This window comes from Pirellula sp. SH-Sr6A (genome assembly GCF_001610875.1).
In the GTDB taxonomy this organism is placed as follows: Bacteria; Planctomycetota; Planctomycetia; order Pirellulales; family Pirellulaceae; genus JBKCUI01.
In genome coordinates, this window is sequence record NZ_CP011272.1 from 4,680,047 (window position 1) to 4,699,006 (window position 18,960).

Here is an 18,960-nt window from a genome sequence, read left to right on the forward strand (position 1 = left end):
CGCTGCACTATGGAATCTGAATCGTCGCATTCATCCCCCCTCTCCCCTGCCCCGCGCGCCAATACCAACGCCTCCCCCCCTACCCTGCCCCTGGGCACCCACGCTCCGCAGAACGGGTCCTCCCCCGTTGGAACAACACTCCGCAAGGACTTAGGGCTTTGGATGGCGATCGCCGTGGTGATCGGAAACACGATTGGGTCAGGAATCTTTGTCAAACCGGGCAGGATCGCGGCCGACGCAGGCTCCTTTCCGCTCATCATTGCCATCTGGCTCATCGGCGCAGCGCTCTGTGTTCTCGGCGGATTCTGCTTGGCCGAACTCTCTTCGATGCATCCCCAAGCGGGCGGCCTCTATGTCTATCTCAAGCAAGCCTACGGACGCTGGGTCGCATTCTTGTTCGGCTGGCAAGAGTTTCTCTTTGCTCGCCCCGCATCGACGGGAGCTCTCGCGGTTGTCTGCGTCGCATCGATCGCGCATTGCGGCGGGTGGAACGTGGATATCTTTACCTCCGTCATCGCTGCGATCGCGATCGTCAGCTCTTTGACCATCGTCAATATTGTCGGAGTTCTCTGGGGAGGATGGACACAGGCCATCACTACGATCGTCAAGTGCGGAATGGTGCTCGCCATCGCCCTTTCACCTTGGTTGTTTGAACTCTTCGGTTTCGATGTTGTACAACTCTCTAATTATTCTCAGAGCGTCACTCCGCAACGGGAGGGCTTTGCAGCCCAAGCCGCCGCGGTCTTGCTCGCCGTTATGTGGGCCTTCAACGGATGGGAAGGGGTGGTTCCGGTGGCGGAGGAAGTTCGAGATCCGGGACGGAATATCCCGCGTGCCCTGATCGGCGGAATCGGTTTGCTCGGGCTCCTTTATATTTCAGCGGTTGCCGCTTACCACGCGGTCGTTCCCATCGAAGTCATGGCGCAGCCAGAGAATCGCGAACATGTTGCGGAGATCGTGGTCGCCAAGCTTTTCGGCCCGTTGGGAGGCCAACTGATGTCGCTGGGGATCGTGATCAGCACCCTCGGCACCATCAACAGCAATTTGCTTACCTCCCCTAGAGTGACCTACGCCATGGGACGCGACGGAATGTTGAGCGATCGATTCGGACGATTGCATGCAAGGTATCGCACTCCGGTGCTAGCCATTGTTGCGCAAGCCGTCATGGCAGCCCTACTTATCGTGGTTTCCGCTCTCTCGATTCGCTTTAGCGAGACCTTTCGCGACTACAGTATCTTCGATTTGCTGACCAACTGCATCGTGTTCGCGGCCAGCATCTTCTACGCGTTAGCCGTCGCTGCGGTACTCGTTCTAAGACGCACCCAACCCGACCACCCCCGCCCCTTTCGAACCCCAGGATATCCGTGGGTTCCGATCGTCTATCTCGTCGCCTATTCCTGGTTCATCGGGAGTATTTTCTTGGGGAATCCTCAAGAAGCGGTGATCGGATGCGTTCTGATCCTCCTCGGACTGCCCCTCTATTGGTACCAATCCCGCCGCTCTCCAAGGTGACAGGCCGACTGAGCTTGCAGCCGGCTCGTGGCTCCGACAGAACCAACTGGATATCGAGGGATTCGATCGAGTATACTGGTACTCCCGTGCACTTGGCCCCCCTTCCCTCCCCTGCTCTCCCCTGGCTTGCTCATGTTTTCCCGCCGAACGTTATTGCAGCAGTCCGCGTGTGGATTTGGAGCCTGCGCGATGGCGTCGTTGCTAGCCCAGTGGAATCGGGCACAATCCGGGTCGCCGAGCATTTCTCAAACAAGTGGATCGGGTTTGCATCACCCGGCCAAAGCAAAGCGCGTGATCTTTCTCTTCATGCAGGGAGGAGTTAGCCAGGTCGACTCGTTCGACTACAAGCCGCTTCTCGACAAAAGGGATGGGGAACTCATCAGCTTTGACGATCCCCGCGAGTTCGCGAATTCGGGCACGCTCGGTTCGAAGCAAAAAATCATGAAATCCCTCTGGCCGTTTCGGCAGCGAGGGGAGTCGGGACGTTGGACCTCCGATCTTTTCCCAGCGATGTCGGAACACGTCGACAAGATGACATTCATCCACAGCATGAACACCGAGGGGGTAGCCCATGGACCTGCGACGCTCTTCCTCCATTGCGGAGCATTGAATTTCATCCGCCCCTCGATGGGATCTTGGATCGACTACGCCATCGGCAGTGAAAACGAAAACTTGCCCGGCTTCGTCTCCATTTCCCCGTCGATTGGAAATGGTGGTCCGCGAAACTATGGGAGCGCTTTCTTACCGGCTCGTCATCAAGGGACCGCGATCGGGAAAGCGGGACGGGACGAGTTAGAAATCGAGCACTTGAAGGGCCCCACCCACTCGAACTCGCAACTTCAACGCGCCGATTTAGACCGATTGCAACAACTCAATCAAATTCAACGCCAAAGGCACAATCCATCCGAAAGCGAGCTCGACGCCCTGATCCACTCCTACGAACTTGCCTGGCAAATGCAATCGATCGCCCCCGAGATTCTGGACCTTGAAAAGGAAACCGAAGAGACTCACCGGCTCTATGGCATGGATGACCCGGCAACGGCACCTTTCGGCAAAAAGTGCTTGCTCGCGCGCCGTCTATGCGAATCCGGCGTGCGTTTTATTCAAGTCAACTACGGGGACAACACCGCCAATCCAGCTTGGGATCAGCACAGCAACATGCCCAAGCACTTGGATCATGCCCAAGCGGTCGATCGCCCGATTACAGGTCTCCTAGAGGACCTGGAGCGACGCGGGTTGCTCGAAGACACGTTGGTTTGGTGGGGAAGCGAGTTCGGTCGAGCCCCCTACGCGCAAAAAAATGGAACAGGCCGCGATCACAACCCGGGCGGTTTCACCATGTGGTTGGCGGGCGCGGGCACCAAGCCCGGTTACGCGTACGGCGAGACCGACGAATTCGGACAGCTCGCCATCCAAAACAAAGTCCACATGCACGACCTCCACGCCACCTTGCTCCACGTTCTTGGGATCGATCACGAGCGTCTCACGTTCCGACACGCCGGCCGGGACTTCCGATTGACCGATGTATACGGTCGCGTGGTTCGCGATATCTTAGCCTAGCCAAATCCCGACAGCAGAGATACTCAACTGGCCACCACGGCCAGCCGCCCCATCTCGCCATCGCGGAGCCAGTGCCAAAGACTTTCGCCTAAACACCCTCTAGCGATCTGCATTTAGCCCTTGGGAGCATCTGCTTTCGATACCGTGGCGTGCGAGAACCACTTGGTAGCACAAGGTGTCTTCTAGGGTGCGGGGAGGATCGCTCCTCGTTTTGCCCTTCCGCGAAGCCCGCATTTTTGTACACTTTTCCCATAGATTTTGGTGAAAAGTGCCGCCTCACCCCCTCCCCTTTGGAGGCAGAACAGCCGAGGCGGGCTGTTTTTTGTTCCTTTGCTGTGCTCTTGGAAGCGGAGAGCGCACAACGCTGAGTGAAGTATGGATCTAACAAAACTACGTAACATTGGTATCAGTGCCCACATCGACTCCGGTAAGACCACCCTCAGCGAGCGAATTCTTTTCTACGCAGGTCGGATTCACAAGATCGAAGAGGTCAAGGGTGATGGCGACGGCGCGACGATGGACTTCATGGAACTGGAAAAAGAGCGAGGGATTACGATCACCAGCGCTGCAACCCAGCTTCAGTGGAAAGAGAACATCATCAACTTGATCGACACCCCGGGCCACGTGGACTTCACCATCGAAGTCGAGCGTTCCCTTCGCGTGCTCGACGGTGCCGTCTTGGTCCTCTGCTCGGTCGGTGGCGTACAAAGCCAGTCCCTCACCGTGGACCGTCAGATGCGCCGTTACGGCGTTCCTCGCTTGGCATTCGTCAATAAGATGGACCGAACTGGAGCCGATGCATACCGCGTTGCTCAAATGGTTCGCGACAAACTCAACGCGGACGCGATCATGATGCAAATCCCGATGGGTGCTGGCGAAACCTTCGCCGGCGTCATCGACTTGGTCGGCATGAAAGCTTACTACTTCGACGGCAAAGACGGTGAAACGGTCCGCGAAGAAGAAATCCCCGCCGAGTTCCAGGACAAGGCTGCGGAAATGCGTCAAAAGATGCTGGAATCCCTCTCGATGTACAGCGACGAGATGATGGAGCTTCTCCTCAGCGAAGAAGAAGTCCCCAGTGATCTCGTTTACAAAGTCTGCAAAGAGGCCACCCAACAACAACGCATCACCCCCGTCTTCTGCGGCAGTGCCTACAAGAACAAAGGGGTACAGCTGCTCCTCGACGCGGTTCTGCGATACTTGCCCAACCCGACAGAACGAGAAATCAAGGCTCGTAAGGTCGGGGACGAATCGATCAAACTCGACTTGAAGCCCGATCCCACCCTCCCGTTCGTTGGTATGGCGTTCAAGATCGTAGAAGATCCATTCGGCCAGCTCACGTTCATGCGCATCTACCAAGGAAAGATTTCCAAGGGTGAGATGTACATCAATCAACGTACTAGCAAGAAGGAGCGATTCAGCCGTATCGTTCGGATGCACGCGGACAAGCGAGAAGAAGTCGACTCGGCGGAAGCGGGCGATATCGTCGCGATCATGGGTATCGATTGCGCGAGCGGGGAAACCTACTCGAACGACCGCGACTATTGCACCTTGGAAAGTATGTACATTCCCGAGCCTGTGATCAAAGTCGCAGTCACTCCTGCTAGCCGCGCCGATGCCGACAAGATGAGCAAGGCTCTGAACCGGTTCCGCAAAGAAGATCCGACATTCCAAGTCTACAACGACGAAGAAACCAGCGAAACGATCATCTGCGGGATGGGTGAATTGCACTTGGATATCTACGTCGAACGCATGCGACGGGAGTACAAAGTCGAAGTCCAAGTGGGTGCACCGAAGGTTAGTTACCGCGAATCACCAGGCATCAAACAGGACTTCAACTACAAGCACAAGAAGCAGACGGGTGGTTCGGGTCAATTCGCTCACATCGTGGGCTCGCTGACTCCGATCGATCCAGAAGGTGAAACGACGTTCGTATTCGAAGATCACGTTACCGGTGGTCGGATTCCAAAGCAGTTCATTCCCCCTGTGGAAAAGGGCTTCCGAGATTCGATGCACAAGGGGCCGCTCGCCGACTTCCCAGTTGTGGGCGTCAAGATCGACCTCAACGATGGTAGCTACCACGACGTGGACTCGAGCGAACGCGCGTTCTACATCGCCGCTTGCGATTGCTTCCGAGAAACCATGCGAGCTTCCCAGCCCGTCCTTCTCGAACCCATCATGCGATGCGACGTGGAATGCCCAGAGCTCGATCAAGGTTCCGTGGTGGGCGACATCATCTCGCGACGCGGTTTGGTTACCCAAACCGATACGCGAGACAGGGTCTCCTACATCACTGCAGAAGTTCCTTTGGCAAATACCTTCGGCTATGCAACCGACCTGCGAAGCATGACCAAGGGCCAAGGCACCTTCTCTATGGAATTGGCCAAGTACTCAGCCGTGCCACGCAACTTGCAAGACGACATCATCTCGGAACGCAAGAAGCAGCTTGCTGCTCGTGCTTAATTCAGCATTAGGATCATCCCTGATATAACCAAAACGCTCCCGATCCCTCGGGAGCGTTTTTTATTTCAGTTCTCGAGTTCCTCACTCTCCAATTCATTTCACGATCGCTTCCGGAGAGGGATCGAACGTGATAGCCTGTAGGTCACAGCTATGTCCTAAGATCGAGGACCGATGCTTCGCTTGTTGAATCCCGTATCGTCGCTATCTGTCGTATCGCCCAGTCGCGTAACCTGAGACCAATAACTGCCTTGTAGTCCTTCAACACTTGGATGGTCCAAAACTTCACCATCCGCCCGAGTCAAATTTCCCAGGTTATTTAGTCGTACTGCAAAGCCCATAACCGCCGCGAGGGCTTTAGTGGGGTCGTAATTCAGCGTACCGTAGACATCGGTCGAGCGCACCGTAGACATCGGTCGTTGGCGTCCACTCCTCATGGGCGGCAATCGCAAGCTTCAATAAACCCAAGAATTCAAGGTATGGACCTTGATCGGAAACCTCGAACAAATAATGCCGGATTCTTCGGATGGAATCGATCGGTGGGGTCGAGAGCGTTGTGGCGATCCGTCTCGAGAGACGCCGTCCAGCCCGCCAATCCGGGTCCTTCTGGAGCTCGCACCACGTCGACATTGACGTCTTCGTAGACAACGCCCGTCAACGTAGCGAAGACCTCGCGTTTCTCCAGCCGATTTTTTCCGAAATTTGAGGGAGGGGATGAGCGATTTCGTGACTCGATTTCGCTTTTAATAGATAGCAGAATAGAACGCTGTGCTCCCCAGATCGTATGTGCACGGTGCGGGTCGCACAAGCTTGCAGCCCGGCACCAAACAGGCACATTCCGCGTGTTGTTTCGCTAGCACCTGCCCCGTCACCCGCAGCCCGTCTGGTTTCCTCCATGAGTCAACAACCCACCGTCCAACTGAGCCCAGAGTTGTTTCGATCCGCGAGACTGGAGCGAGGCCTGACCCAACGGGAGCTGGCGAATTTAGCGGGATACTCGGAGCGAGTCATTCGCAAAGCCGAATTGGGAGGTCGAATCCGATTCCAACTTGCTTGCGATATCGCGGAAGCCCTCTCGACACCGTCCCGCCCCATAACGCTGGAACATCTTTGTTTTTCCACTCTGGCGATTGCCAAACGTTGGATGGAAACATTCGACGAGCACGGCGTGAATATGCTGCAGCACATCCGCCCCTTCTTGTCCGAGGATGTTGTTTTCGTTTGCGAGGGGAGCAAAGAAACATTTCCCTTCAACGGGACTTGGCACGGTCTCGATGGGCACCAAGGCTGGCTCGATGCGTTCTTTGGAATCTTTGAACGAGTGCCAGGAATCTCTCCCGTCTATCTCCAAGGAGATGGCATCGTTTCCGCACGATGGAATGAATTGGTCAAAATTGCAGGGATCCTCAGCCCCCCGGTCCGGGTCTGTCTCAATTTTCACTTCCAGAACCAGCTCATCATCCGTATCGAAGACGATTACAACATCGAGGCGGGGGCCGAGTACAAAGAACGAATCTTGCGAGAACTTCGGAGCGAGGAATCTCCTTCCGTGTCCCCCAACGATCGAGGAGTTGAGGATTCTCAGCAAGCCTCGATCCCTCTTTATCCTCCGCGTCAAACTGGTTCTTTGCGTAGCGTCAAAGCGTAAAGGACTACGCCCATTCCAATAAAGAGGACCTGTACGGCACACCAAATCACGAGGTTCCGCATCAAGTCACCTTCGAAGGCCCCATACGCATGGAGGCCGATCCCCAGCTGGTTGGTGCCGAACATCGACCACGCGGTCACAATGTTTCCGAAGATAGCCAGGTTCGCGAATCCGAGCGCCCCTACCAACTTGTCCCATCGCGCATGCAGCAGCAGCGCATTCCAAAGAACGATCATGAGCGCGCCGTTCTCCTTCGGATCCCAGCCCCAGAATCGCCCCCAACTATCGTCGCCCCAAAGCCCACCCAGAACCGTTCCGACAAAGCTAAAGAACAATCCAAAGCAAACCACGGCGTAACAAATCCGGTAAAGGATCGGAATCGAGTCCCGCACCTTCACAGCCCAGTCCGCTTGAGTCTTGTCACCCGCTACCATCGCAAGACACTTCGCGATCACAATCACGATCCCAAAAATACCTGCAAAGAACGTGGCACTATACCCGAGCGATACACTGATCACATGCGTCGACAACCAGAATTGGGTATCGAGCACCGCGCGCAACACAGGCATGGAATCCCCCACATCGAGCCCGTACGCGACCAGCAGACTCAAATAGCCGGAAATCGACGCAACGATCAAGGAAACTCCGATTGGATATAGGATTTCCGCGCCGATACAAAACAAGACCATCCCCCAACCGATGAACACCGCGGCCGAGTAAAGGCTGACCACTGGCGGCCGTTCCGATATGTAAATCCGTGCGGCGATGCCGTAGGTGTGCAAGACCAACGTCGCGATGCACATCCACAACGCAATCGTTCTGAGAGAAGCCGGCATGACGGCGTAACTCACCAAGGCCAGAATCCCTACCATCAGATAGATGACCTGCGCATTTCCAAAAGCATTCATGCTTTCGTATTGATACTCGTACTCCACCTTGTTGATGCGAAGCGTGTCCGCACCATAGGCCTTGATGGCTGCCTCCCGAAACTCGCTAACCAAGCGATTGATCTGAGCCGCATCCTTTTTGTTTTCCCGGTAAGCACCACTGATCTCAAAGTACTTGAGCACAGCAGCAATACCTGGATTGTCATCCTTCGCTAACATCCCAGGAATCGAATCGAAAAAGGCCACGCCAAACGTGTCCCATCGCTTCGGAGGGGCTGGTTGTCCTTCCGCGACAACCTCTGTTTTGAGACTTGGCAGGATGGCAGGATTGTTGCTCGCTCGCAAACGCTCCACGCTCGGAGCCAATCGAGTGAGTTCATCTTGGATCTTCGCCGCGTCTCCCGTGGTCAAACTAGGAGGTGCAATCCATCGATACGAATCGATCAACGAATCGACAAACGAAATCTTGTTGAGCACTTCCAACAATTTCTCGTCTTCAAAGGGCAGTTTTGTCCCTTCTTGCCGGCTCTGAATGATCTTTTGAACCCTCGGCCAAATCGCCTGCAATCCATCGACGATGTCATTGTACGAATAGCGATTGGACTTCACACGAGTCAGGTTCAAATCCGTGGTCACCGACGTAGCATCGATACGAATGAGCGGATTGGCTCGCACCCAATCTTCATTCATCATGACGGCGAAGAGCCATTGTTCGGCAGGAACTCGCTTTTCCTTGGGATCATACGAATCCCCCTTCGATTTCTCGTCGTCTGTTTCCAAGCGAATGAGGGCGTATGGCTTGTTGGAAAGAATCTCCAACACCTCTGCACCTGCGGACGCGAGCGGCTTGATTCGTCCACCGTAATGGACGGGGAGGGCTCCAATGGATTGATAATCGATCTCCTGACGATCGGTCGGTTTGCGCATGGCGAGCGACACGAAGAAGATCGCCATTAACAACGAAACGGAACCGGCCAAAATCCATTGCCTCGCCGATCCCTTCGGACGTTTGGGAACAACGGTTTCGGGAGTCACCGCTCCGCGCTCGTATCGCATGGCAAAGCGAGCAAACGTGCCACCAAAGTGAACGAACATGCCCAGCCCTACCAGAACGCAGGAAACGTAAGGAATCAACCAGCCTGCATTGGTAACCACTTGGAGCACCGTCTGCTCCACACCGTACGGGCTATCGTTCTGAGAAATATAGCTCGATTGATAAAACGTCTCTCCGCGGAATCGCATCGGACTGTTCATCCAAACGCGACCGTCCTGCAACACATTCCCATCTTTATCGCGGATAGTGATGTAGGAAGAGTAGTCTTTCGGTATCGCCGAGTTGGTGTACTCCTCGAGAACAATGTCCTTCAAGGTAATACTGTAGTCCTTGTAATTGCGGCGGAAGATCATGCCGATGTCGTACTTTTTCGAGGCAACTTCCACCGAATCGTAAGAAGGCCGCATCGCGATCTGATCATCGCTAAACCACTGGCTCACTGCATAACGTCCGATTTCACTGCCATTCTCCTTCGCAAGGAGTGTGACATAGGCGGAAGCGACGTTGGAACGATCAGAAGTCCCCCCAACCTTGGGTTCTTCGATCAAATCCCATGATTCGATCAACCCCGTCATCTTGGCCTCGACCGAATCCTCGGCCGGCTTTCCGGACCGACGACGAATCATCGAGTTCTCCATCCATCGATCCACACGAATCTCAAATGGCAATCCATCCACCGTGAGTTTCTTGCCGGTCGCGGCCGCGCTGGAGAGCATGTGATGGTCGAACGCAACAACTCGGTCGGTATCGTCGGGGCTCCGGTCGATCACGACCAATTCCACGACATCGACTTCAACAGCAGCCGAGGTTTTTTGGCCTTCTGCCAAGGAAACGCGTTCTTCGGTTTGGGCATCGCCGAAGATGAATTGCCCCAACATCAGCAAGCCGACTCCTAGGTGAACGAGGACGTTGCCGCCTCGATGCCCGAACAAGAGGATGAGCCCAACGAGGAGAACCACTCCTACCCCTAGGCTCTTTGCCAATTGCCATACAATCCGCAAACCAGGATCCGGAATGCGGAATGCGTCAAACGTGAAGACGAGAAACAAACTCACCAACGAACAAAGGGTGACCGCCGCGATCGCGGTGCCAAACATCACCTTGGTCTTGGGAGTCCAAAGGATTAGCCAAGCCAGCGACAACAACGTCAAGAGATGGGCAGAGACCTTGGTCCCTAACCAGATCGTGTCGTAACGAAACGGGGGCTCTCCCTGCAGACCGTCCCCAAAGTGCGCGCCGACGATCACCACACCCACCATCGCGAAGCCAAGCAGCGTCACGATCAAGCCGGCGATGAATCGTTTGCCTTTGGCGTGCATCGAGAAACGAGTCAGCTTTGCCGCGAACAAATTGATGAGCAACACCAATCCGATGGTGGCTCCACCCGGCATGGCAAACATACCCGCCACGGGCTTTTCATGGGGAAAAACCGTTTGGGGGACGAAGACGTCGAGACTGACATACGCGATCCAACTGTTGAAGTAGTTTCGCTTGACGTCGACGATCGTTTCTTGGTCCTGCGCCAACGTCCCGATCAAGAGCATCAAGGTGCCGAGCCCGAACATGGCGACGGCTATCTTCAACGAACCGAGAGCTTTCATACCCTTCCAAAAGAGGCTATGGATGTCCATGGCCCCTGCGGCGGTACGGCTCTGTGCAAACTTTTCATTCGTAATCGTTGCCATATTCAAACTACTCCCAGCGCATCGAATCGATGAAACGCAGCAAGTTGGATTTTTGTTGTTCAGCCAGTTGGGTGGTGGATCGAAGCTTCACGAACATAGAGGTAGAAAATCCCTCCATCTGGATGACCGCAATGGTCAAGCAGAGGGCCGACTTTTCATCGTTCGCACGGATCGAATAGAGCTTTGCCTCCCGCTTTCCTGCCGGAATCGTCTCCGCTTGGGAAACGATCTGCTCTGCTTTGGGACCTAGCACCGATGGATCGTCCGTCTTGAGAACTTGCTCCGACCACATCTTGGAATTCTCAATAGGATTATCAACCGCTTGGCTGACCACGAGTTCACCATCCTCTTCTGACTCGCTACCAGGAACGCGAAAGGTCGCGATTCGGAACGGTCGATCGGCCTGTTTTTCCCAGCCCTCCGGCAACTCGTATTGCAGGGTGCTAGGATCAAACGCTTTTGCCTCCGTTGGGGCTCCATGATCTGCGGGCAAGCTTTCGGCGGGCATGGCGGTTCCCGGTTTGGGAGTTGAGCTCGTGGAAGCATTAGAGGTATCAGGGGTGGGTGTCGATCTCGATGCTTCTCCTTTGCCCGTCGCCCCGTTCTTATCAAAGATATAAGCCGGAATCTTCGAGCCCTCGCGAGGAATCGGCTGAATCGAGGCCATCAATTCTTCCAGACTTTGATTCTCTTGAGCGACTTGCCCGTTCCATCGGTTCAGTTGCATCAACAGGTAATCCGGCCACGAGGACTCCTCGGCGGGGGCTGCGAGTTTGGAGATAGTCATGATCGCTGGCTTTTCGTCGCCTGCGACGGGGATTGCCACTTTGGCTTCCGCGAACGCGTCCCCGGGCATCATCTTCCACCCCGCCGGCAATTCCATAACGGGCTTGCCGGACTCTGGGTCCGTCTTGAACTCCGCAACGATCTTGGGGAAAACCTCGCGTATCCCCTCAATCCGCGCGATCGAATCGGTGATTTTGAGGAAATACCCGGCTCCGTTGAGTGGGAAGATCGCCCCTAGAATTCGTTTCTCTTCCATGGGTATCGAGCTGCCCCCCATCATGGGAGGCATCCCGCCCGAGGAAGCCAAACCAGCTCCTCCGCCGGGCATTCGAGGTGGCTGTACCACGAACTCCGTGTCATTTTTGGGGGCTTGGTAGACTCTCGGTTCACTCGGTGGGGTGCATCCGAGCAGGAAGCAGAACCCAGCCGCGAGGCAAACCTGGCTAGACAGGTGGAGGGGACAAGGTTTCAAGTTGATAGCAACTCAGCGTTAAAGGAAGCCGCAAAGGATGGAATTGCAAGCGTTTGCGCACTGGGGGGAGGGGGGAAAGCCGAATCGTGGCGGACGTATGGGGGGAGCCGAGACGATCCGCATACCATTCCGACGTTCTACTATTCCACCGTATTATAGTGGAGGCGGGGTCGAACGCCATGCGGAGTTGGCCGGCAGTCCTGACAGGAGAGGGCTTTCAGCATCCGTTCGCCTAGCAGAGCGGGCTCGGAAAAGCACTTTGAAATGCGAAAACACAGGTGTTGCGAACTCCTTCGAGATGGGGGATAACCTTCGCAGATCTGCTCGCGACGCATTGTCGCGGGCCGTTCGCTACGACACTTCCCCTCGAACCACCTCCGATTGCCGTGACATTCACCCGCCAAAGCATCGAGTTTCCGGGAGAAATGATTCTTCTAGGGACGGGGACGAGCGTCGGGGTACCTGCTATCGGCTGCGGCTGTTCTGTTTGCCACAGCACGGATCCTCGCAATAACAGAACCCGCAGTAGCGCCATCGTGGGTTTGCCCGGGGGAAACCTCCTCATCGACACCGCTCCCGATCTTCGCCAACAACTGCTTCGAGAAAGAATTGGGATCGTACATAGCGTTCTCTACACCCACGAGCACGCGGACCACCTCCACGGCATGGATGACATTCGTCTCTTTCCCTTTATGATCGGTGGCCCGGTCCCGGTTTATGCCTCCAAGCACGTGCAGGAACGAATCGTTCGCGTGTTCGACTATGCATTTCAAAAACGAGAACCCACCCACGCCGGCGCAGCACCCCAACTTCATTTGGTCACGATCGGCGATGAGCCCTTTGAAGTCCTCGGGGCTAGGATCCAGCCGATCCCCTTGATTCACGGCCCGTATTGCAACGTCTATGGGTTTCGCATCGGAAACGTTGCCTATTGCACCGACACCAATCGCATCGAATCCTCGAGCATGGAACTCCTTCAGAATCTCGACACCCTCGTTTTGGATGCCCTCCGCTTCACTCCCCACCCTACGCACTTCTCGATCGAAGAAGCTCTGCACGTGATCGATTTGCTCCGCCCCAAAACGACGTACTTGACCCATCTTTCGCACGACGTGGATTTCGAAACTGTCAGCGCCCAACTTCCGGGACACGTTCACTTAGCCTACGACGGCTTGCGGATCCCACTAACATGAACGCCCCCACGACTCACCTACCCTTTGGACTGGAATCGCTCGGAGACCGAGTCACGGCGGCGTGGCATCAACTCCAGTTGGAGGCCGCCGAGAGCAAGGGGAATGGAGATCATTGGACCGGTAAACTCTCCGACTCCGCACTTTCGACCGCCACCGCCGTCAGCGCCATGTCGATGGTTTTGCGAGATGGCACCACGACTCATCACAAAGACCTCCCGACTCTCATCGAGAAGGGATCGCAATGGCTGGCCCGTGCCCAGAACGACGATGGCGGCTTCGGGGATACCGATCGTTCGCTCTCGAACATCGCAACCACGCTCTTGGTCATCGCCGCCTGGGAGATCGCCGGCCATCGCGAGCGACATGCGGACGCTATCCAAAAAGCTTGGGCGTTCGTCGACAAACAAGGTCGATGGGACGGGCTGAGGAGTCGATATGGGAAAGACAAAACGTTCGTCGTTCCGATTATGATGAACTGCGCTTTGGCTGGACTCCTTTCGTGGAAGGAGATACCCACCCTCCCGTTCGAAGCCGCTGCACTCCCGCAATCTTGGTACCGATTTGCAAAGATGCCAGTGGTCAGTTACGCCGTTCCCGCCTTGGTCGCCATCGGCCAAGCCCAATGGCATCACAACCCACCGGCCAATCCTCTCGTGCGGAGCATGCGAGGCGCGGTGCGAGCCCGAACGCTACGGGTGCTGGCAACAATGCAGCCTGAAAGCGGCGGCTATTTAGAAGCAACACCATTAACCAGCTTCGTCCTGATGAGCTTGGCTTCGATTGGTTTGGTGCAACATTCTGTTTCTCAAAACGCAGTTCGCTTCTTGGTCGATTCCGCCATGCCGGACGGATCTTGGCCCATCGACACAAACTTGGCCACCTGGGTTACCTCGCTGACCATGCGCTCCTACTACCCAACTCGGGCAGCAACCGGGCCGAATGCCCAGGAGGCAGGAAAGCAAGCGCAATGGGATGCGACGATCGATTGGCTCCTGAGCTGCCAACACACCAAACGCCATCCCTTTACCGGCGCCGAGCCTGGAGGGTGGGGATGGACCGATTTGAGCGGTTCGGTTCCCGATAGCGACGATACCCCAGCGGCTCTATTGGCACTCGCGCAGTACACTCGCGTTCTTCAACGCAGACCTGTATTGCAACATGCCGCCGAGAGTGAACGGCTCGCTCGAGTGCTCCAAGCCGCAGAGATGGGCTGCAAGTGGCTCCTCCGACTGCAGAACAGCGACGGAGGGTGGCCGACCTTTTGTCGAGGCTGGGGGACCCTCCCGTTCGATCGAAGTGGAACAGACTTGACCGCGCATGCTCTCCGTGCACTTAACGCTTGGAGGCCACGATTGATGGGCTCGTTGCGCGCTCAATCGGATCGTGCAGCGGATAGAGGTTGGCGTTATCTCGAGAGAACCCAACATCGCGATGGCAGCTGGCTCCCATTGTGGTTTGGCAATCAAGATCGCGAAGAGGAAGACAACCCGTTTTATGGAACCGCTCGCGTGCTCTTAGCGTATGGCGAGTGTGGTGATACGTCACACCCGAGCGCCCAGCGAGCGATCTCCTTTCTGAAACAATGGCAGAATGCCGATGGCTCGTGGGGAGGCGGGCCTTCGATTCGCTACCCGTCTTCCATGGCCAAACCCAATGAATTCACAGGTACGATCGAAGAAACTGCCGTCGTATTGGAGGGAATCATGGCCAGCGGTGGAAAAAGGGCTGCCGCTGACTCTATAATGAGGGGCCTCGTTTGGCTGTGTGACGCATTGGAGCGCCACGATCACCATACGAGCCAACCGATCGGTTTCTATTTCGCGAAACTGTGGTACCACGAAAAACACTATCCTCTCGCGTTCTCGCTAGCCGCACTGAGAAAAGGACTTGAGTTTTGTCAACGATAACACCGATTGCCGATTCGAGCGCCGCCCAACCTGACCTGTCAGGAACGGTCAACGCAACTGTCAGCGAGAGCCCCAAAGCGGACAAGAAAACCCGACGCAAAACCAGCCATTTAAAGCTTGTTCCCGAAACCAAAGAACTTCGTACTTCGCTTCGGGACAAGTGCAGAGAGGTTGCGGCGAGACTGAACAAGGATCTTCCACCCACGAAAGACGAGCTCGAGCAAATCGCTCGCAGAACGTTGGAAGAAGCAGGCCTGCCGGAAGGATATCTTGGCTGGGCAATGGTCATCCTTTCGAGCGAGTTCTTTCGGGACTCTGTCGCTTCGATCCCCCCTAGCCGCCGATTGTTTTTGCTCCCCCATTGCTTGAAGCACGCCGAAGGCTGCCCGGCGGACTACGACGAATTCGGTATGGATTGCAAAAAATGCGGAGCCTGCAGCATCGCCGACTTCCGAACCAAAGCGGAAGAAATGGGTTACAAAGTCCTCGTTGCCGAGGGGTCCCCGGTGGTCATGAAGATCATCGTCAGTGGCTATGTGGACTCCATCGTGGGTGTTGCTTGTCTAAATGTTCTCGAGAAGGCTATCGATAAGATTCTGCTCGCGGGCATCCCCTGTATGGCCGTGCCCCTCCTTTCGAGCGACTGCCGAAACACGAGCGTCGACGAAGACTGGGTTCAAGAAATGATCCTGACCCAAGGCCCCGCGTTGGAATCGCAAACGCGTTCCTATGTTCACTTGATGCGCGCTGCGAGCGATCTTTTCTCGCAACCGAAACTCAATGAACTCGTAGGCCGGCAACGCAGCCAAGTTCACCTCGATCCCAATAGCGACGCACCTCTCGCGGGCATCGATCCCATCGCCGCCACGGAGGCTCTCGCTACCGATTTCCTCGCGCGAGGTGGCAAGTACTCCCGCCCCTTTATTACCTTGGCCGCGTACGACGCCATGACCGGCGGGCAAGCGACCACGTCTTCGGGTCCGCGAATTGTCGAACAGTTCACCAAAGGGGTCCAATGCGCTGCCATGAGTATCGAGTGCTTTCACAAAGCATCGCTAGTCCACGACGACATCGAGGACAACGACGCATATCGATACGGGATGCCCGCCATGCACCAGCAGTTTGGCCTCTCCACGGCGATCAACGTCGGAGACTATATGATCGGGCTCGGCTATCGCTTGATCGGACGCGAGACGCAGTCGATCGGCCCCGAAGCAGCCGCTGACATTCTCAATTGCCTCTCATCCGCCCACATGCGATTGGCGGAGGGACAAGGAGCCGAGCTCCTATGGCGAGACGGTACCGACAAACGTTTGGCGCCACTCGATGCTCTAAAAATCTACGCGTTGAAAACGGCTCCCGCCTTCGAAGCCGCACTCTACACGGGTATTCGCTTAGCAACCGACGCGGCACCTTACGCGGAAGCGGTCAAACTGTTTGCACGCAACATCGGCGTCGCCTTCCAGATCATCAATGACCTACAAGACTGGCACGGAGACGATCACAACAAGCTTGCAGCGGCCGGAGACATCCTCGGAGGTCGCCCCACTGTCTTGCTCGCCCTCGCACTCCAATCCCTGTCTCCTGCCGACCAACAGAAACTGTTGGATGCCATGGGCGGACAGGATGGCATGTCCGATTCCTATCGCATCGCAACCGCTCGCGAGTTGCTTGAGAAAGCACGGGTCTTCGAGCAAGCAGAAAAGCTCATCGAAAAGCACCGAGAACGAGCGCTCGATGCAGCCCAAAGTATCGAACTCGAAGCCCTCCGCCGATTGATGCTCTACCTCATCGATACAGTGCTGGATCAATCTGGTCTTCAATCTTCCCCCGCCGTACACTCCCCACAACCTCCCGCCGAAATCCATACCTACCAAATCGGGATAGCACCCGCTCGATGAACGATTCGGAAAAAAACAACCATCGCGAGACGTGCGTCAACGCATCGTCCATGATATCCATTTATTACGGAGATCTCAGCGAACTCGCAGAGTGTACGAGTGTTGCCGCCGAACAAGTCCCTGCACCGTACCACGACTTGCTCGCGCACACGAACCACATGACGGTCACGGTCGAAGAACATCACGGGGATTCCGTGGATGTTCAAGTCCTCCAATCGCATTCCGCGGGCAACCACTACTGCCGTGAGATTCTCCTACTGGCCCAGAAGAGCCGCTTGGTGGTCCAATACGGTATTGTCCGATTGAATACGAGCTATCTGCCCGACGCCCCCCGAGATGAAATCCTTGCCCAAACCAAACCGCTGGGACGGGTCCTCATCGAACACGATGTTCTGCGAAAAATCGAACTTTTCCATCTTCTTCGCGTCACCTGCGGCCCCCGACTCGCCCACCTCTTTGGCGTCCCAGTCGGTACCATCACCTACGGTCGAACCGCTATGCTCTATTGCAACCACGATCCGGCGATCGAATTGCTCGAAATCGTCCGCCCCGCAAAGATCGTGGCAAATACCGCTGGATGACGGATCGATCGGATGGTCCGGTCTCGATTTCACCATCCTCCGCGATCTTTTCCTCAAGGTACTCACGCCACGTTTTCATGACTCTCCAGTCCTCTCTCTCCTTCCTTGCGACCTGGCCAGCGATCCTCATCGGCGCATCTCTTCGCAACAAGTCGGGCGCCCTTCTCCTTTCTCTCCTTCCCTGCGTCTCTCCGATTCAGGTTTGCGCGCAGCAGTCCGCCGTGGAACGAAAGACCATAGTCTCGGTGGAGGGAAGCAAGTTCGTGATCAATGGTCGCCCCACCTACGAAGAGAGGTCCTGGAACGGAATCCCAATCGAGGGGTTGCTCCTCAATAGCAGGATGGTCCAAGCAACCTTCGACGACCGAAATCCGGATACTGCCAATCGCTGGGCCTATCCGGATTCCAAGATTTGGGATGCCGATCGCAATACTCGTGAATTCATTTCTCAGATGCGGACTTGGCGAGACCACGGATTGCTCGCCATCACTTTGAATCTGCAAGGCGGCAGCCCGGAGGGTTACTCCAAATCACAGCCGTGGCACAACTCCGCCATCTTGGCCGACGGTTCTCTCGACCCACGCTGGATGAAACGGACAGAAGCCGTTCTCGATGAAGCAGACCGAGTGGGAATGATCGTCATCCTCGGTCTTTTTTACTTTGGACAAGACGAACGGATCCGCGACGAACCAGCGATCCTACGTGCAGTCGATGCGACGTGCGACTGGCTACTCGATCGCCACTACACCCACGTGCTGATCGAGATCAACAATGAATGCAACGTGCGCTATGACCACCCCATCTTGCAACCAGACCGCGTCCACGAACTAGTGGTTCGTATGCAGTCACGGTCCGAATCCAAAGGGAATCGGCTCCTGGTTAGCACCAGTTATGGAGGAGGAACGATTCCCAAACCAAACGTTGTCGCAGCCTCCGACTTCGTGCTCCTCCATGGAAATGGCGTCTCCGATCCCCTTCGAATCGGAGAAATGGTTCGCCAGACCAAAGAAGTTGCCGGCTATCGCGGACAGCCCCTGCTCTTCAACGAAGACGACCACTTTGATTTCGACAAACCCTCTAATAATTTCGTCGAGGCCCTTCGACATGGCGCTTCCTGGGGATACTTCGACTTTCGTATGAAGGGAGAGTCCTTCGACGATGGCTATCAGTCAGTACCCGTGAACTGGAGCATTTCCAGCCCAAGGAAACAGAGCTTTTTCCGCACCCTCCGTGAGATCACCGGAGTGCGGCCCATGCAAGACTCTCAGCGCTAACGCACAAAGCGAAAACAGCGTGCACCCCATCGACAGATAC

The 18,960-nt window shown here is 55.8% G+C and carries 12 protein-coding genes; 9 read left to right on the plus strand and 3 right to left on the minus strand.

The features are described from left to right. Nucleotides 1-9 precede the first annotated feature (9 nt). The 3 genes from VN12_RS17920 (at nt 10) to fusA (ending at nt 5,535) form a co-directional block, all read left to right on the plus strand. Nucleotides 10-1,512: an APC family permease gene (locus VN12_RS17920; RefSeq protein WP_146678122.1), complete on the plus strand. Its 1,503-nt coding sequence runs from the start codon at nt 10-12 to the stop codon at nt 1,510-1,512. A 189-nt stretch (nt 1,513-1,701) separates the two neighbouring features. Beyond that, nucleotides 1,702-3,072 carry a DUF1501 domain-containing protein gene (locus VN12_RS17925; protein ID WP_240491187.1) on the plus strand — a complete coding sequence of 457 codons (1,371 nt, stop codon included), beginning with the start codon at nt 1,702-1,704 and terminating at the stop codon, nt 3,070-3,072. Between the two features lie 375 nt (nt 3,073-3,447). After that, on the plus strand, nt 3,448-5,535 hold the full coding sequence (gene fusA, locus VN12_RS17930) for an elongation factor G (RefSeq protein WP_146678124.1): 2,088 nt from the start codon (nt 3,448-3,450) through the stop codon (nt 5,533-5,535). Between the two features lie 155 nt (nt 5,536-5,690). Here the strand turns inward: fusA and VN12_RS17935 are convergent, their stop codons facing one another. Next, the gene (locus VN12_RS17935) at nt 5,691-5,945 is read right to left on the minus strand and encodes a hypothetical protein (protein ID WP_146678125.1); all 255 of its coding nucleotides are present in this window, start codon (nt 5,943-5,945) and stop codon (nt 5,691-5,693) included. 482 nt (nt 5,946-6,427) lie between these two features. On the opposite strand from VN12_RS17935, the gene VN12_RS17940 reads away from it, so the two are divergent. Next, a complete protein-coding gene (locus tag VN12_RS17940; RefSeq protein WP_168164489.1) occupies nt 6,428-7,180 on the plus strand; it encodes a helix-turn-helix domain-containing protein in 753 nt (250 codons plus the stop codon). Here the strand turns inward: VN12_RS17940 and ccsA are convergent. Beyond that, nucleotides 7,147-10,806 (minus strand): cytochrome c biogenesis protein, encoded by a 3,660-nt coding sequence (gene ccsA, locus VN12_RS17945; protein WP_146678127.1) that lies wholly within the window; start codon nt 10,804-10,806, stop codon nt 7,147-7,149. The two genes, VN12_RS17940 and ccsA, sit on opposite strands and share 34 nt — an antisense overlap. Nucleotides 10,807-10,813: 7 nt before the next feature. After that, nucleotides 10,814-11,938 (minus strand): hypothetical protein, encoded by a 1,125-nt coding sequence (locus tag VN12_RS17950; protein ID WP_205855078.1) that lies wholly within the window; start codon nt 11,936-11,938, stop codon nt 10,814-10,816. 551 nt (nt 11,939-12,489) lie between these two features. Between VN12_RS17950 and VN12_RS17955 the strand changes: the two genes are divergently transcribed. The 5 genes from VN12_RS17955 (at nt 12,490) to VN12_RS17975 (ending at nt 18,920) form a co-directional block, all read left to right on the plus strand. After that, nucleotides 12,490-13,257, plus strand: a complete 768-nt coding sequence (locus VN12_RS17955) for an MBL fold metallo-hydrolase (protein WP_146679981.1) — start codon at nt 12,490-12,492, stop codon at nt 13,255-13,257. Beyond that, nucleotides 13,254-15,164 (plus strand): prenyltransferase/squalene oxidase repeat-containing protein, encoded by a 1,911-nt coding sequence (locus VN12_RS17960; RefSeq protein WP_146678129.1) that lies wholly within the window; start codon nt 13,254-13,256, stop codon nt 15,162-15,164. The genes VN12_RS17955 and VN12_RS17960 overlap by 4 nt, the downstream gene beginning before the upstream one ends. Beyond that, a complete protein-coding gene (locus tag VN12_RS17965) occupies nt 15,161-17,065 on the plus strand; it encodes a polyprenyl synthetase family protein (RefSeq protein ID WP_146679982.1) in 1,905 nt (634 codons plus the stop codon). Before VN12_RS17960 ends, VN12_RS17965 begins: the two co-directional genes overlap by 4 nt. Beyond that, nucleotides 17,062-17,646: a hypothetical protein gene (locus VN12_RS17970; RefSeq protein WP_146678130.1), complete on the plus strand. Its 585-nt coding sequence runs from the start codon at nt 17,062-17,064 to the stop codon at nt 17,644-17,646. Before VN12_RS17965 ends, VN12_RS17970 begins: the two co-directional genes overlap by 4 nt. Nucleotides 17,647-17,723: 77 nt before the next feature. Further along, on the plus strand, nt 17,724-18,920 hold the full coding sequence (locus VN12_RS17975) for a hypothetical protein (RefSeq protein ID WP_205855079.1): 1,197 nt from the start codon (nt 17,724-17,726) through the stop codon (nt 18,918-18,920). Nucleotides 18,921-18,960 lie beyond the last annotated feature (40 nt).

Excerpts from the sequence above, each read along its gene's own strand:
- VN12_RS17920 (WP_146678122.1), top strand. The coding sequence starts at position 10 with ATGGAATCTGAATCGTCGCATTCATCCCCCCTCTCCCCTGCCCCGCGC.
- VN12_RS17925 (WP_240491187.1), top strand. The coding sequence starts at position 1,702 with ATGGCGTCGTTGCTAGCCCAGTGGAATCGGGCACAATCCGGGTCGCCG.
- fusA (WP_146678124.1), top strand. The coding sequence starts at position 3,448 with ATGGATCTAACAAAACTACGTAACATTGGTATCAGTGCCCACATCGAC.
- VN12_RS17935 (WP_146678125.1), bottom strand. The coding sequence starts at position 5,945 with ATGTCTACGGTGCGCTCGACCGATGTCTACGGTACGCTGAATTACGAC.
- VN12_RS17940 (WP_168164489.1), top strand. The coding sequence starts at position 6,428 with ATGAGTCAACAACCCACCGTCCAACTGAGCCCAGAGTTGTTTCGATCC.
- ccsA (WP_146678127.1), bottom strand. The coding sequence starts at position 10,806 with ATGGCAACGATTACGAATGAAAAGTTTGCACAGAGCCGTACCGCCGCA.
- VN12_RS17955 (WP_146679981.1), top strand. The coding sequence starts at position 12,490 with ATGATTCTTCTAGGGACGGGGACGAGCGTCGGGGTACCTGCTATCGGC.
- VN12_RS17960 (WP_146678129.1), top strand. The coding sequence starts at position 13,254 with ATGAACGCCCCCACGACTCACCTACCCTTTGGACTGGAATCGCTCGGA.
- VN12_RS17970 (WP_146678130.1), top strand. The coding sequence starts at position 17,062 with ATGAACGATTCGGAAAAAAACAACCATCGCGAGACGTGCGTCAACGCA.
- VN12_RS17975 (WP_205855079.1), top strand. The coding sequence starts at position 17,724 with ATGACTCTCCAGTCCTCTCTCTCCTTCCTTGCGACCTGGCCAGCGATC.